The sequence below is a fragment of the Nocardia sp. NPDC006044 genome (assembly GCF_042871115.1).
Classification (GTDB): Bacteria; Actinomycetota; Actinomycetes; order Mycobacteriales; family Mycobacteriaceae; genus Nocardia.
The window spans coordinates 2,127,251-2,141,701 of record NZ_JBIAID010000001.1; the positions used below are offsets into that span (position 1 = coordinate 2,127,251).

16 protein-coding genes are annotated in these 14,451 nt (G+C 68.3%); 7 read left to right on the plus strand and 9 right to left on the minus strand.

Features of this window, described 5'->3' with window-relative positions:
• Nucleotides 1-58 precede the first annotated feature (58 nt).
• From ACFYO1_RS10080 to ACFYO1_RS10095, 4 genes are read left to right on the plus strand one after another with little or no spacing between them, the layout of a single operon-like run.
• On the plus strand, nt 59-601 hold the full coding sequence (locus ACFYO1_RS10080; RefSeq protein WP_387228976.1) for a thiamine pyrophosphate-binding protein: 543 nt from the start codon (nt 59-61) through the stop codon (nt 599-601).
• A 2-nt stretch (nt 602-603) separates the two neighbouring features.
• Nucleotides 604-1,194 carry a thiamine pyrophosphate-dependent enzyme gene (locus ACFYO1_RS10085; RefSeq protein WP_387228978.1) on the plus strand — a complete coding sequence of 197 codons (591 nt, stop codon included), beginning with the start codon at nt 604-606 and terminating at the stop codon, nt 1,192-1,194.
• The gene (locus ACFYO1_RS10090) at nt 1,191-2,570 is read left to right on the plus strand and encodes an aldehyde dehydrogenase family protein (RefSeq protein ID WP_387228980.1); all 1,380 of its coding nucleotides are present in this window, start codon (nt 1,191-1,193) and stop codon (nt 2,568-2,570) included. The genes ACFYO1_RS10085 and ACFYO1_RS10090 overlap by 4 nt, the downstream gene beginning before the upstream one ends.
• Entirely contained in the window at nt 2,567-3,700 is a 1,134-nt protein-coding gene (locus ACFYO1_RS10095) for a mandelate racemase/muconate lactonizing enzyme family protein (RefSeq protein ID WP_387228982.1), read from the plus strand. The genes ACFYO1_RS10090 and ACFYO1_RS10095 overlap by 4 nt, the downstream gene beginning before the upstream one ends.
• 9 nt (nt 3,701-3,709) lie before the next feature.
• On the opposite strand, the gene ACFYO1_RS10100 is transcribed toward ACFYO1_RS10095, so the two are convergent.
• Both ACFYO1_RS10100 and ACFYO1_RS10105 read right to left on the minus strand, forming a co-directional pair.
• Nucleotides 3,710-4,480: a hypothetical protein gene (locus ACFYO1_RS10100; protein ID WP_387228985.1), complete on the minus strand. Its 771-nt coding sequence runs from the start codon at nt 4,478-4,480 to the stop codon at nt 3,710-3,712.
• Nucleotides 4,481-4,650: 170 nt separating this feature from the next.
• Nucleotides 4,651-5,076, minus strand: a complete 426-nt coding sequence (locus ACFYO1_RS10105; RefSeq protein WP_387228987.1) for a MarR family winged helix-turn-helix transcriptional regulator — start codon at nt 5,074-5,076, stop codon at nt 4,651-4,653.
• An 82-nt stretch (nt 5,077-5,158) separates the two neighbouring features.
• On the opposite strand from ACFYO1_RS10105, the gene ACFYO1_RS10110 reads away from it, so the two are divergent.
• A complete protein-coding gene (locus ACFYO1_RS10110) occupies nt 5,159-6,916 on the plus strand; it encodes an ABC transporter ATP-binding protein (protein ID WP_387228989.1) in 1,758 nt (585 codons plus the stop codon).
• On the opposite strand, the gene ACFYO1_RS10115 is transcribed toward ACFYO1_RS10110, so the two are convergent.
• From ACFYO1_RS10115 to ACFYO1_RS10125, 3 genes are all read right to left on the minus strand, one after another.
• On the minus strand, nt 6,913-7,812 hold the full coding sequence (locus ACFYO1_RS10115) for an alpha/beta hydrolase (protein WP_387228991.1): 900 nt from the start codon (nt 7,810-7,812) through the stop codon (nt 6,913-6,915). The two genes, ACFYO1_RS10110 and ACFYO1_RS10115, sit on opposite strands and share 4 nt — an antisense overlap.
• Before the next feature lie 155 nt (nt 7,813-7,967).
• The gene (locus ACFYO1_RS10120; protein ID WP_387228993.1) at nt 7,968-8,720 is read right to left on the minus strand and encodes a L,D-transpeptidase family protein; all 753 of its coding nucleotides are present in this window, start codon (nt 8,718-8,720) and stop codon (nt 7,968-7,970) included.
• A 241-nt stretch (nt 8,721-8,961) separates the two neighbouring features.
• Nucleotides 8,962-9,366, minus strand: coding sequence for a winged helix-turn-helix transcriptional regulator (locus tag ACFYO1_RS10125; RefSeq protein ID WP_387228995.1), 405 nt, complete (start codon nt 9,364-9,366; stop codon nt 8,962-8,964).
• A 67-nt stretch (nt 9,367-9,433) separates the two neighbouring features.
• On the opposite strand from ACFYO1_RS10125, the gene ACFYO1_RS10130 reads away from it, so the two are divergent.
• Complete coding sequence (locus ACFYO1_RS10130; RefSeq protein ID WP_387228998.1) at nt 9,434-10,354, plus strand: NADP-dependent oxidoreductase; 921 nt, start codon at nt 9,434-9,436, stop codon at nt 10,352-10,354.
• Here ACFYO1_RS10130 and ACFYO1_RS10135 read toward each other — a convergent pair whose 3' ends face one another.
• Together ACFYO1_RS10135 and ACFYO1_RS10140 are read right to left on the minus strand one after the other, a co-directional pair.
• Nucleotides 10,355-11,329, minus strand: coding sequence for a TIGR03557 family F420-dependent LLM class oxidoreductase (locus tag ACFYO1_RS10135; protein ID WP_387229000.1), 975 nt, complete (start codon nt 11,327-11,329; stop codon nt 10,355-10,357).
• 68 nt (nt 11,330-11,397) lie between these two features.
• Nucleotides 11,398-12,057 carry a cyclodeaminase/cyclohydrolase family protein gene (locus ACFYO1_RS10140; RefSeq protein ID WP_387229002.1) on the minus strand — a complete coding sequence of 220 codons (660 nt, stop codon included), beginning with the start codon at nt 12,055-12,057 and terminating at the stop codon, nt 11,398-11,400.
• 131 nt (nt 12,058-12,188) lie between these two features.
• Here ACFYO1_RS10140 and ACFYO1_RS10145 point away from each other — a divergent pair, with 131 nt between their 5' ends.
• Entirely contained in the window at nt 12,189-13,226 is a 1,038-nt protein-coding gene (locus tag ACFYO1_RS10145; protein ID WP_387229005.1) for an LLM class F420-dependent oxidoreductase, read from the plus strand.
• Nucleotides 13,227-13,286: 60 nt separating this feature from the next.
• On the opposite strand, the gene ACFYO1_RS10150 is transcribed toward ACFYO1_RS10145, so the two are convergent.
• Together ACFYO1_RS10150 and ACFYO1_RS10155 are read right to left on the minus strand one after the other, a co-directional pair.
• Entirely contained in the window at nt 13,287-13,625 is a 339-nt protein-coding gene (locus ACFYO1_RS10150) for an STAS domain-containing protein (protein WP_387231816.1), read from the minus strand.
• 172 nt (nt 13,626-13,797) lie between these two features.
• Nucleotides 13,798-14,427 (minus strand): flavin reductase family protein, encoded by a 630-nt coding sequence (locus ACFYO1_RS10155; protein WP_387229007.1) that lies wholly within the window; start codon nt 14,425-14,427, stop codon nt 13,798-13,800.
• Nucleotides 14,428-14,451 lie beyond the last annotated feature (24 nt).

Here is a 14,451-nt window from a genome sequence, read left to right on the forward strand (position 1 = left end):
GTATGTTGCAGACACCAAGGGGCTGCGCTCGGCAGCCGGTCCGGCGAAGGGACATTCGGTGAATTCCAACTCGTATGCGACGTCCGTCGCCAGAGGCATCTGGGCGGCGGAGGTCGATCTGGTCGGGTACGTGCCATCGGTCAGCGTGGCGCCCGTCATCACCGCGCTGGTGCAGACCAGCGGCGGCGCGGCGGGCATCTCGGAGCGGGTGTTCCCGCTCTCCAGGGAGGAAGAGGCGGCCGGCCTGATCGGCGCGCTGCCGCTGACCGGGAAGCTCGGCGCGATCGTCATGCAGGACAACGGTTTCGGCAATGCGCTGACCGCGCTGACCACGTTCAACGTGGCCTATCACCTGCCGATGCTGATCGTCGCGAACACCCGCGGCGGGCTCGGTGAGTACAACTCGATGATCCACACGTTCAGCCAGCACGTGCCGCGCATGCTCGACCAGTTCGGCATCCAGGCCTTCGAGATCGACCGGCGCAGCGGCCCCGAGGATTGGGCGGCGGTGGTCACCGAGGCGGGGGTGCACGCCCGCATGACTTTCCGTCCCGTGGTGGTGCTCGCGCACTTCTGGGCGACCGACGGCAAGGCGGCCTGATCGTGAAACGCATTGACGCACTGCGCATTATCGCCACCCACACGACCGGCCTGCCGGTGGTGGTGACCTGTGCCGCGTCCAGCCGGGAGCTGGCGGCGGTGGCGGATCGCCCGAACCACCTGTATCTGCTCGACGCGATGGGACTGGCCGGTTCGGTGGCCACCGGGGTCGCGCTGGGGATCGCCGACACCGATGTGCCGAAGGTGGTGACGATCGAAGGCGACGGGTCGCTGCTGATGAACCCGAATGTGCTTGCGACAGCGGGGTTCCTGCGGCCGGCGAAGCTGGTGATGGTGTTGCTGGACAACGGGGTGTACGGCGCGACGGCGAACCTGCCGACCTATGGTTCGCGCATCGACCTGGGGGAGCTGGCCGCCGCGGCGGGCTGGACGGTCCGTCGGGCGGCCGATTCCGAAGAACTCGGCAAACGGCTGACCGAGGTGCTGGCTCTCGACGGCCCGGTGTTCCTGCATGTCCGCATCGCCGTGGGTAATGCCACCGGCGTACCGAAGCTGCTGGAGAATCCGGTGATCCTCGGCCGGCGCTTCCAGGACTGGCTGGCCGCGCGATCCACCGTCAAGGCGGGCCGATGATCACCACCATCAATCCCGTCGACGGAAGTCCCATCGAGACATACTCTTTCACCCCGGATCATCAGCTGTCGGCGCTGTTGAACCGGGCCGTCGCCGCTGCCCGACGGGCGGTCGACGAGCCGTTCGCGGACCGGGCCGATCGGCTGCGACTGCTGGCCGCCCGGCTGCGCTCCGACTCGCCGACGCTGGCGGCGCTGATCACCACCGAGATGGGCAAGCCGATCAGCCAGGCGCTCGCCGAGATCGAGAAGTGCGCACTCACCTGTGACTACTACGCCGATCGCGTGCCGGATCTGGTTGCGCCGCAAGCGGTCGACGTTTTCCCGGACGGCGGCCAGATCCGAACCCGGCCGCTCGGCGTCATTCTCGCCATCATGCCGTGGAACTACCCGTTCTGGCAGGTCTTCCGGTCGATGCTGCCCGCGATCGCGATCGGCAACACGGTGCTGCTCAAGCACGCCGACAATGTGACCGGTTGCGCGCTGGCCGTGCAGCGGCTGTTCGACGAGGTGTGCGGCACGGGGGTGCTGACCAGCGTATTGTTGCCGCCGGATCGGATCGGGCCGCTGATCGACGATCCGCGCATCGCGGCGGTGGCATTCACCGGCAGCAATCGGGTCGGTGCGATCGTCGGGGCTCGTGCGGGGCGGGCGGTCAAGAAGGTCGTGCTGGAACTCGGTGGGTCCGATCCGTTCATCGTGCTGTCCGATGCCGAGGTGGGTGCCGCGGCCGCCGCGGCGGTGCGCTCCCGGTTCCTCAATGCCGGGCAGAGCTGTATCGCCGCGAAGCGCATCATCGTCGAGCGGACCATCTTTCCCGAGTTCGCCGAGGCGATGGTGGCCGAACTCGGCAAGCTGGCGGTCGGGGATCCGGCGTTGCCGGGCACCGACATCGGCCCGATGGCGCGCGCAGACCTGCGCGACGAATTGCGCAGGCAGCTGCACGCGACGGTCGCCACCGGGGCCGAGGTATTGGCCGGCGGCGCGGACGATTCCGGTCCGGGCGCCTGGTTCACGCCGACCATCGTCGAGGTGCCGGACACGTATTCCGTTGCGTTTCAAGAGGAAACGTTCGGGCCGCTCGGCGCGCTGCTGCCGGTCGGCTCGGCGGCCGCGGCGCTGACCGCGGCCAACGCCTCCGCGTACGGATTGAGCTGCTCGATCTGGGGTCGCGACCTCGGCCGGGTCGAGCAACTCGCGGCCAACATCGCGGCCGGCTCCGTCTTCGTCAACCGCATCTCCGAATCCGACCCGCGCCTGCCCGTCGGCGGGGTCAAAGCCAGCGGGCACGGCCGCGAGCTGAGCACCTACGGCGCCACGGAATTCGCCAACATCCAGGCGGTACGCACCGCCCCATCCGCGAGGAGCAGTCGATGACCATCACCCGAATCTCAGCCCGCGTGGTCGGCATCCCGGTGGACAAGCCGACCCGAATGTCCAACCGGGACTTGACCGATCGGCACTACGTCCTGGTCGAGGTCGCCGACGACACCGGCGCGACCGGCCTCGGCTACACCTACGCGGGCACCAGCGGCGGCACGCTGACCAAGTGCGCGGTCGACGACGTGCTCGCGCCGGTCTACCTCGGCGCCGACCACAACGACGTGTCCGGGCTGTGGAGCCTGGCCTACCAGGAGGCGCTGCTCGCGGGCCGGCGCGGCGCCGTGCTGCGGGCCTTGTCGGCCATCGACATCGCGCTCTGGGACCTGCGGGCGAAGCGTGCCGGACTACCCCTGGCCAGCCTGCTCGGCGGCTCGACCGCCCCACTGCCCGCCTACGCGTCCGGCGGCTACTACCGGCCGGACGAGGGCGAGTGGACCCAGGCCGTGCGCAAGGAAATCGAATTCAATGCCGGACAAGGCTTTACCGATCACAAGATCAAGGTCGGCGGCCTGAGCGTGGCCGAGGACGCGCGCCGGGTGGCCGCCGCGGTCGAGGCGATCGGCGACACCGGCCGGCTCGCGCTCGACGCCAACAACGCCTATCACTCGGTGCACGAGGCCCGCCGCGCCATCGAGGCGTTCGAGCGCGCGGCCGGCGACCGGGAACTGTGGTGGTTCGAGGAACCGCTCTCGCCGGACGCGATCGCCGGGCACGGCGAGCTGGCCAGGCAGATCCGCACCCCGGTCGCCACCGGTGAGATCCACCAGACCCGGTGGGAATTCCGCCAGCTCATCGAGGCGGGCGCGGCCTCGATCGTGCAAGCCGACGCCGGCGTGGTCGGGGGAGTCACCGAGTGGCTGCGGGTCGCGCACGCCGCCGACGCGTTCGGGCTGCGGATGGCGCCGCACTGGCACCACAACCTGCACGTGCACCTGTGCGGCGCGGTGGTGAACACGCTGGTCGTCGAGTACTTCGCGCTGGAGAAGGGCATCTACAACTTCGAACAGCTGCTCACGCCGGAGACCCGGTTGCGCTATGGGTCGAATCAGGTGCAGGTGCCGCAGCGCCCGGGACTCGGCATCGAACTCGACGAGGAAGTCGTCGCCAAGTACGAGTTCGCCTGAGCCGCAGCGCTATTGGCCGGGGCTGATGGCGCTGATCAGGGTGCGGCCGTCGTCCTTGGTGGTGGTGACGAGCTGCGGGTTGTAGGTGACCGGCGCGCGGCCGGGACGGTTCTCGGTGACGACCACCATGTACTGGCCGGCGAACGCCCCGGGGGTGATCGCGACGCAGTAGGTGGTGCCCGCCGGAATGCTGTCGATGCCGCGCTGGATGGCGTCGGCCGGTTCCACCGCCGCGTCCTGGGTGGTCGCGGCGCGCACCTCGTCGCCGGAGCGGGTGACGTAGTACGCGTGCTGGAAGGCGAAGATCGCGCCCGGCCCGGAGTCGAAGTTGCCCGCGTCGTTGCCCTTGATCCGGTTGCCGACCTGCTCCGAGGTGCACTGCGCGCCGCTGGAGGCGGCCGGGTCGGCGATCCGCGGCGTGCTGGTCGCCACCGAGGCCGGCTCGTCGCCGCGGGCGAAGAACACGAAGGCGGCGGCCGCCACCGCCGCCGCGCCGAGCACACCGAGCAGCGGCACCACCCACCGGCGGGCCGATCGGTTTCGCTTGGATCGATCGATCAGTCCGCTGAACTCGTCCTCGAAGTACTCCGGCTCGTAGTCCGGCTCGGGTTCGCGCGCGGGCATCTGGTCGACCCAGTCGGCGTACTCGCCCCGGTACCTCTCCTCCGGTGCGTACCGTTGCTCCGGCGTGTACCGCTGTTCCGGCACACCACGATTCATCATCTGCGGCCCCCGCCCATAGTCGTATCCGGGCTGTGCGCCCATCTCCGGTCGATCCATCGCCCCGCCTTCGTCAGGTCATATCGCCAGGTTATCCGCACCGTTCCCGAAATGCAGCAACGTGCGGACGCGTATGTCCGGCCGACTCGCTGTCGCTCCGGGCAGAATACTGCCCGGTTGCTGACAATGGTGTACGCGCGGGGGATACCGGTCGGTAAGTCCGGATTGTGCTATCCGGCGGTCGAATCGAGGGTGGCCAGCAGGTCTCGCAGGGTGTCGCGCTGCTCGGCGGTGAGGTTGGCGAAGAGTTCCTCGGCCGCCTCGCGGCGTGCTTCGGCCATCCGGGCGAGGGTGGCGTGGCCGGAATCGGTCAGGGTGACCAGGGTGGCGCGGCGGTTGGCCGGGTCGGGCGCGCGGGTGACCAGGTCGGCGGCGGTGAGGGCGTCGACGACGGTGGTGGCCGAGCGGGGAACGATGCCGAGGTGTTCGGCGAGCGCGGTCATCCGCAGGGGTTCGTCGTGGTGCGCGATGATGCGCAACGCGCGCGCCTGCGCCGGGGTGAGGCCCAGCGGGGCGAGCCGGCCGACCTGGTTGCGCCGGATCCGTTTGGCCGCACGCAGGAACAGTTCGGGCAGGTCGGTGTCCACGGGCTCCATGATTCTGAGCATAACTCATTGTTTCGGGAACAATTATGAGTCATGCTCAGTTTCATCAGTTAGCTTTCGGAAGGAGGCGCCTATGCAGCCCCCACATCACCTTCGCCGGATCGTCCGGCTGTTCCGGCCCTATCGGGTCCGGCTGGCCCTCGTGGCCGCCCTCGTCTGTCTTTCCTCGGTCGTCGCACTGGCCTCGCCGTTCATGCTGCGCGCGGTGCTCGACGACGCGCTTCCGCACGGGCGCACCGGTCTGCTCACCCTGCTCGCCGCGGGCATGATCGCGGTCGCTGCGCTGACCAGCGTGTTCGGGGTGCTCCAGACCTACATCTCGACCACCGTCGGCCAGGACGTCATGCACGACCTGCGGTCCGCGGTGTACGCGCAACTCCAGCGAATGCCGTTGTCCTTCTTCACCAAGACCCGCACCGGGGAGGTGCAGTCGCGCATCGCCAACGACATCGGCGGCATGCAGTCGACCGTCACCTCCACCGCGACGTCGCTGGTCTCGAACTTCACCACGGTGCTCGCCGCGGTGACCGCGATGCTCGTGCTGGACTGGCGGCTGACCCTGGTCTCGCTGGTCATGCTGCCGTTCTTCGTCTGGATCAGCCGCCGCGTCGGCAGCGAGCGGCGCAAGATCACCGGTCAGCGGCAGGAGAAGCTGGCCGGCCTGTCGGCGATCGTGGAGGAGTCGCTGTCGGTGAGCGGCATTCTGCTCGGCCGCACGATGGGGCGCTCGCCGGCGCTGGTCGACAGTTTCGTGCGGGAATCGCGCGGGCTGGTCGATCTGGAGGTGCGCGCGAGCATGGCGGGCCGGTGGCGGCAGTCGACCATCATGATCGTCATGTCCGCCATGCCTGCCGTCATTTATTGGGCAGCCGGACTCACGGCGACGGGCGGACGGCCGTTGGTGTCGATCGGCACGCTGGTCGCGTTCACCACTTTGCAGACCACGCTGCTGCGGCCGATGGTGCAGTTGCTGTCGACCGGTGTCGAGGTGCAGAGCTCGATGGCGTTGTTCGGCAGGATCTTCGAGTACCTGGATCTGAAGCCGGATATCGAAGAGCCGGTCCAGCCGGTGCCGCTCGGTGAGGTGACGGGTGCCGTCCGATTCGATCATGTCGGGTTCTCGTACGGATCGGGGAACCGAGAGGTGCTGAGCGACATCGACATCACGGTGCCCGCCGGGTCGAGTCTGGCCATCGTCGGCGAAACCGGTTCCGGGAAAACCACTCTCGGCTACCTCGTGGCGCGGCTCTACGACGTGACCTCGGGGCGGATCGCCATCGACGGTAAGGACGTGCGCGAGTTGTCCTTTGCCGATCTCGCCGCCGCCGTCGGCGTGGTGTCGCAGGAGACCTACCTGTTCCATGCCACGGTCGCCGACAACCTGCGGTTTGCGAAACCCGATGCGACGGAAGGGGAACTGCACGACGCGGCCCGCGTCGCGCAGATCCACGAGCACATCATGAGCCTGCCGGACGGTTACGACACTCTCGTCGGTGAGCGCGGCTACCGGTTCTCCGGTGGCGAGAAGCAGCGCCTCGCCGTTGCCCGTGCGGTGCTGCGTAATCCGCCCATCCTGGTGCTGGACGAGGCGACCAGTGCGCTGGACACCCGCACCGAGCAAGAGGTGCAGCAGGCGATCGACGCGCTCGCGGCCGACCGGACCACGATCACCATCGCGCACCGGCTGTCGACCATTCGCGATGCCGACCAGATCGTCGTACTCGACCAGGGACGCGTCGTCGAGCGCGGATCGCACGACGAGCTGATGGCGCTCGACGGGCGTTATGCCGCACTGCTTTCCCGCGACGATACGCTGATCGAGGCGGCCTAGGGCAGCAGGTGTTCGACGAGGAAGGCGGTCTCGTCGGCCACCACCTTGTCGAAATCGGGGGAGACGTAGATGTCGAAATGGCCGGCCGGATACTCGTGCACTTCGACAGTGGATCCGGCGGCCGCCGCGTAACGCAGGGTGCGGCGCGCCGGGGCGACGGTGTCGTTCAGGCAGACACCGAGGAAGACCGGGACGTCGATCTTGCGCAGGCTGCGGCCGGGGCGATAGAGGGGCAGGGTCAGGCCGATGCGGGACGCGACGGCGTTGGGATGGGTGAACGCCGGCGGCACCAGCCCGGTGTAGCCGGGGGCCGCGTCCGGTGCGTTCATCAACGCGGTCTCGCCCGGCCGGCCGGTCAGCGCGACGGTGACCGGCGGCCTGCGCAGGGCCGCGCCGGCGACGTCCGCGATGGCGCGGGCGGCGATGCCGAGCAGCGGCCGGAAGCCGACGGTCGGCGCCGAGGCGAGACCGTCGGTGAACGGGCACTGCGAGACGACCGCCGCCACCCGGCGATCCTGCGCGGCCACGCGCAACACATGCCCGCCGCTGAAAGACGTTCCGAACACAGCGATTCGAGCCGAGTCGACACCGTCGAGGCGAGCGGCGTAGTCGATCGCCGCCGACCAGTCGGCGAGCTGACGGCCGATGCTCAACAGCTGCCGCGGTTCGCCGTCGCTGGCGCCGAAATGCCGGTAGTCGAATACCACCGCGGCGATCCCGGCGGCGGCGAATCGTTCGGCGAAGGCATCCAGGCGCATTTCCTTGACCGCGCCCAGCCCGTGCGCCATGACCACGACGGGAACCGGTTCGCCGGTGGTCTCGGGCCGATACAGCCAGCCCCGCACCGTGCTGCCGTCCGACTGGAATTCGATATCCGAGCGGGTTGCGGTCGTCATCAATCAGCTCCTAGCGGGTCCAGCGACTGAGATCTACTGTCTCACTCGCTCGATCATGTCATGCGGGGGAGCTGACAGCGACGCGATGCGCGCCGTCCCGATGCGGGTATCCGGACCTGCGGACCGCCGAAGCGGTCCGCGGGTGTGCGATGCTTTTACCAGTGCAACGTGACCGGGTCACCGACATTGATGACGTTATAAACCCATTCGGCGTTTTCCGGGGACAGGTTGAGGCAACCGTGGCTGACATTCGCGTTGCCCTGATCCTCGACCGACCACGGCGCCGAGTGGATATAGACACCACCCCAGGTGAGGCGTTCGGCGAATTCACCGTTGATCACATAGCCCTCGGGCGAGGACAGCGGAATGCCGATGGTGCGCGAGTCGAACACGACGTTGCGCGCCTTCTCCAGCACGGGGAAGGTGCCCGACGGGGTCGGGTACTTCGGCTTGCCGTACGAGGCGGGCATCGTCCGCGGTATGCCGCCGACGGTCAGCGTGAATGTGTGCGCCGACATGTCGCCGTCACCGTAAACCCCTGCGTTGGTGTCGAATTCGGCGCGGGCGGGGCCGACGCCGACGGTGATCCTGGCATTGGCGGGCAGGAAGCCGGTCGGCGTCCACACCGCCTCCCGGTCGTTGGTCCACGCGAACGTCCCGGTCAGTGGTTGCGTGGTCCGGATATCGATACTCCGCTCGGCTTTCGCGCGATCGGCGACCGGTGCCGCGAATCGGACGGTCACCGGGTGGGCCACGCCCACCACCTGCCCGCCCGAGGGCCCGATCGATTCGACCGGACCGATTGTTGTGGTGTTCCCGATCAGCGTCGCTGTCGCCGTTCCCGACCAGAACACGGCCATTACCGCGATCAAGATCATTAGGAACAGATATCGGATGACTTTTCTCATGAGCTCCACCCCTTCGAGATGGTGGGTAGGCAAGCAAACTAAATTTTAGGCCGCATGATCAACTCGGGTCTACGAATCGATCCCAGCCGTGCCGCAGTCGTAACCGACCACCATGCCCCTCTCTATGCTGCCTACCCGCCCCCTCGGCCCGCAAACCCGGCGGTTCAACCTCTCGCACGATCGTTCGTGCAGGTCAGCGGTCGATCCGAGCGTCCCGCGTCGACCGTGAACGCGCCCGCGGTCAGAGGGGTAGTGGCTCCGGGGCTGGGCGGGCGTCGAAAGCCGCTCGGGCGGCGAGGATTTGGTGTTGGTGTTCGTCGGACCAATTGCCGAGGGCCTGGCTGATCACGCCGAGGCTTTCGCCCAGCGGAGTCAGGGAGTATTCGACCTTGGGCGGGACGGTCGGGTAGACGGCTCGGTGGACCAGGCCCTCGCGTTCGAGGTTGCGCAGGGTGCGGGTGAGCATCTTCTGGGTGATGCCGTCGAGGCGGCGGCGCAGGTCGTTGAAGCGGACGGGGGTCTGGTTGTCGCGCAGGACGACGAGGACCAGCAGGACCCATTTGTCGGCGAGGACGGCGAAGATCTCGCGGGCCGGGCACTTGTGCAGGTAGCTCTCGACCAGGGTCGAGGCGGGGGCAGTATCCATTGGGTACCTCGGGATCATTAAGGTGCCTTCTTTCCAACAGATACTAGGTCGCCGCAGAATCGTTGGCATGTTGGCAATCATTCAACGCGCATTCGGCGGTCCGGACGTTCTCGAAACGGTCGACGTGGAACAACCGCGGCCGGGACCCGGCGAGGTGCTGGTGCGGGTCGCCGCGACCAGCGTGAACGCGGCGGACTGGAAGGTTCGGGCGGGACACGTGCCCGTGCTCGGAAGTCCGCCGCTGACACTGGGATTGGACGTTTCCGGGGTCGTCGAGGAGCTCGGGCCCGGGGCCGGACGGTTTCAGCGCGGCGATGCCGTCCACGGGATGGTGATGGGCGGTGCTAACGCCGAATACCTTGTGGCGCAGGAACATACGCTGGCGTTGAAACCGGCGAGCCTGGATCACATCCACGCGGCGGCGTTGCCGGTCGCCGCGTCGACCGCCTGGCAGGCGCTGGCCGCCGTCGGTGCGGGGCAGCGCGTCCTGGTGCACGCGGCGGCCGGTGGCGTCGGTCATCTCGCGGTGCAGATCGCCAAGCATCGTGGCGCGCACGTGATCGGCACCGCTCGCGCCGGCAACCACGAGTATCTGCGGGAACTCGGCATCGATGAGGTGATCGATTACACCGCAGTCGATTTCGCCGACACCGTCGGTGACATCGATGTCGTGCTCGACCTGGTCGGCGGCGAATACGGTGCGCGCTCACTGCGCGTGCTCCGCCCGAACGGGCGCTACCTCGACATGCAGGGCCCGGACAGCGCGACCGATCCGCGCGACGAGACCGATCCGCGATACGAACGCTTCTATGTCGAACCGGCGGGTGTCTCCCTGCGTGAGATCACCACCATGGTCGACCGCGGACACCTGCGCGTCACGGTCGATCAGGTCCTGCCCCTCGCCGATGTGGCAAAAGCACACCAGCTCAGCGAGTCCGGCCGGGTCCGCGGCAAAATCGTGCTGACGGCGTGGAATTCGCCGATCTGATCACGCCCCCGATTTCGGGGTGAGCTGCCGGAGCCGGGGTTCGAGTTCCTGCTGATAGAAATCGATGAAACCGTCGGGGTCCGGTCCGGCGTTCTGCATGACCAGGTGATCGAACCCCGCGTCGACGAACTTCTGCGCCACGTCGACATAGCGGGCCGGATCCGGACCGCAGGCGAACTGCTGAACCACATCCTCGATCCGCACCGTCTTGGACGCGGCATCGAAATTGACCGGGTTGGGCAGTTCGCTCATCACCTTCCACCCGGTCAGCGCCCAGCGGCTGGTCTCGAGCACCGCCTTGGCGGCGGTCTCCTCGTCCGGGGCCCAGGCCATCGGGACCTCCGCATAGCGCGGTCCGGCGCCACCGGCCGCCTGGTAGTGCTCGATGATCTCGGACTTCGGCTCGGTGGCGAACAGCCCGTCACCGAGCTCAGCGGCGATGCGCGCGGAGGGTGGTCCGCTGGCCGCGACGGCAATGACCGGAAGCTCATCGGGCAGGTCGAAGACCCGCGCGTCCGACAGCGACAGGTAGCGTCCGTCGTAGGAGCGATAGCCGCCGCGCCACAGCAGCCGGATGATCTCCAGCGCCTCGCGCAGCATCTCCTGACGCTTGCGCGCGTCCGGGAACTCCCGCGCGACCACATGCTCGTTCAGCCGCTCGCCCGAGCCCACGCCGAGGGTGAACCGGCCATCGGACACCAGAGCCAGCGTCGCCGCGGCCTGCGCGATGATCGCCGGGTGATAGCGGACGGTCGGGCAGGTCACCCCGGTCGCCAGCCCGATCCGCTCGGTCTGCGCCGCGATCGCGCCCAGCACCGTCCATGCGAACGGCGAATGCCCCTGCACGTCCAGCCACGGGTGATAGTGGTCGCTCATCTCGACGAAGTCGAATCCGGCGGATTCCGCTCGAACCGCTTGGCGCATCAGCTCTTTCGGCCCGAATGCCTCCGCGGCCAGCTTATATCCGATCTGCACGGCTACCTCCTCGGCTTGGTCGGCGACTTTCCGCCGACATACCCGGCCGTGCGATACGGAAACCGGGGCTACCCGCGAACGGCGTGCACCACGTCGGCATGCAGGCTGTCGGCGCGTGCGACGAGTTCCTCGATCCGCAGCAAAACCGGGGCGAACCGGTCGCCCTCGTCGGCGGGCAGCGACGCGACATTGATCTCGATATTGAGCTGCGAGCTGCCGGCCGCGGCCCGGCAGGCGTCGGCGGCGGCGCCGATATCGGTGACCACGTTCGGGTTGCCGATCGGGAACAGCTCGGTGGCCAGCGAGAGCACCTCATCGGCCTCGTCCACCACCGCGGCGGGCACCCGCGCGGCCTCGACCAGCGCGGCGTTGATCGTGGCGGTGCGCTCGGCGATCTCCTCCGGCGTGCCCTTCGGCAGCTTGTAGGCGGCACCGACCGCGGTGAACGCGGCGGCATCGGCATCGGCCAGGGCCAGCGAGCGGGCGCGGGCGGCGTCGGCGGCCTCGATGATCCGGTCGACCACCGGCCGGTGCTCGGCGTCCTTGGCCCGCGTCGTGTAGCGCGCCACCATCGCGACGAGCGCGGCCGCCTGCGCGGCGTGCAGCGCGGCCACGGCTCCGCCGCCCGGCGCGGGGATCTTGGCGGCCAGATCGTCCAGGTACCGCGCGAGCGTCGCCTCGCCGAACGAGGAGGCGGTTTCCTGGGACGAGGTGCTCGGCTGCGACACGGGTCAGTGGCCTTTCATGGTGCGGCGAGGGTGCGGAGTGCGCGGTCAACGCTACCGGTTCGACCGCATGCGTGGCCTGCCGGACCGGTCCGGTGCGGCGGCGGCCCGTAGTCGCCATTATGTTGAGTGCTATGCGGATCGGATTGGGCATCAACTACTCGGGCGGTTTCAAAGAGGCGGCGGCGGAGGTCGCCGATCTGGAGCAGGCGGGCTTGGACATCGTGTTCGTCCCCGAGGCGTACTCGTACGACGCGGTGAGCGCGCTCGGCTACCTCGCGGCCAAGACCACCCGGCTGCAGCTGGCCTCGGGCATCCTGCAGATCTACACCCGCACCCCGAGCCTGACCGCGATGACCGCGGCCGGCCTCGACTTCGTCTCCGACGGCCGCTACATCCTCGGCCTCGGTGCGTCGGGTCCGCAGGTGATCGAGGGCTTCCACGGCGTGCCCTACGACGCACCCATCGGACGCACCCGGGAACTGGTGGAGATCTGCCGCAAGGTGTGGCGGCGGGAGAAGCTCGAATACCAGGGCAAGTACTACCAGATCCCGCTGCCCGAAGGGCAGGGCACCGGCCTGGGCAAGCCGCTCAAGCTGATCAATCATCCGGTGCGCGAACGTATTCCGGTGCTGCTCGCCGCGATCGGCCCGAAGAACGTCGAGCTGACCGCCGAGATCGCCGAGGGCTGGCAGCCGATCTTCTTCCTGCCGGAGCAGGCGAACAAGATCTGGGGCGAGTCGCTCGAGGCCGGTTTCGCCAAGCGGGATCCGCAGCTCGGCCCACTCGAGGTGTACGCGAGCCCGGCGCTGGCCATCGGCGAGGATGTCGAGCCGCTGCTGGAATTCGTGAAGCCGCACCTCGCGCTCTACATCGGCGGCATGGGCGCCAAGGGCAAGAACTTCTACCACGCGCTGGCCACCAAGTACGGCTACGGCGCCGAGGCCGACCGTATCCAGGAGCTGTACCTGGCGGGCAAGAAGGAGGAGGCGGCGAAGGTCGTCCCCGACGCCCTGGTCCGCGACATCTCGCTGGTCGGCCCCGCGAGCTACGTCAAGGAGCGGGTCGCCGCCTTCGCCGAAGCGGGCGTCACCGTGCTGAACGTGCTCCCCATGGCCGCCACCCCGGCCGATCGGGTCAAGCTGATCGAGCAGCTGCGCGAACTCTGCTGATTCGCGGAAGCGGCTGGCGGGCAAGCACTGTCGGCTTGCTCGCCGGGCGCAGCGATGCGGTCAGCGGTCGCGGAAGCCCGCGAGCGCCGCCTCCAGGGTGGAGTGCACGGCGAAGACCTGGTCGAGATTGGTCATTCTCAGTTGGCGGCTGGTGGCCGGGCCGTCGGCGACGACGGCGATCGCGGTCGATTCGCCCGCACGCTGGTGGGTAGCGACGAGCACGGCCATGCCCGCCGAGGCGAGGAAACTGACTGCGCTCAGGTCGATGATCAGGGCCGCGGGCTTGCCGTTCAGGATCGCCTCGATCGAGCTCTCCAGTGCCGGCGCCGTCGCCAGATCGACCTCGCCTGCCACCGTGAGGACCGTCGCGCCGTCCTGAGCAGCGACCGTGGTGGTCATCGTGTCGGCAACGGGATACGCGTCTCCGGAAGTGTTTGTCACAACTCCACCACACACAAGTAGCGGCAAATTCGCAACCCAGGCGCGTTCATAAGGTCCGACCTTACCGCAGGACGCGGGCCGAAGTTGCCGTTGCGGCGCTTCAGAATCGGGTCGTTACCGGCGGTTCTGCTCAATGGCTGGTCGCGGCGCTCGGTATCTGCCAGGCGGTGGCCAGCCGAGACGGATGTACTTGGGTGCCGTTGCCGAAGTATTCGCAGAACTTCATGATCAGCGGATCCCAGCCGGCCGGATCGACGTGCGTGGTGCCCGGGATGATCAGCTCGTCGGCCACGTGTGCGCGCAGCACGCGGACCGTGTGGGCGATGGCGCCGGTGTCGACGCCGAACGGTTCGGCGGCCAGCAGCTCGCATTCGAGGTGAATCGGGCATTCGGCGACCCGCGGCGCCGCGACGAGGTCCGCGGGGAGCCGGGTGAGCCCGGCGGCGGTGAACTTGTCCGGCTCGTACCGGTACCCCTTCTCGATCTTGTGCGGGCTCATGCTCGGCGAACCGGTCAGCAGCGCCAGCCGGTCCACCGCCGCCGCCAGCGCCGAGGACGGCAGGTTCAACACACACTCCCGCTCCCGCACCATGTTCCGCGAGGTCTGCGACCCGGTGTTCATCCCGAGCATGCACTGATCACCCAACCACCACGCCGACGACATCGGCGCGAGATTCGCGCTCCCGTCCGGATTCCGGGTGCCGATCAACACCACCGGGGTACCGAAGTAGAGAACCCCGAGATCAACAATTCGATGCATGCCGACCACGATGCCGTGCGCTGA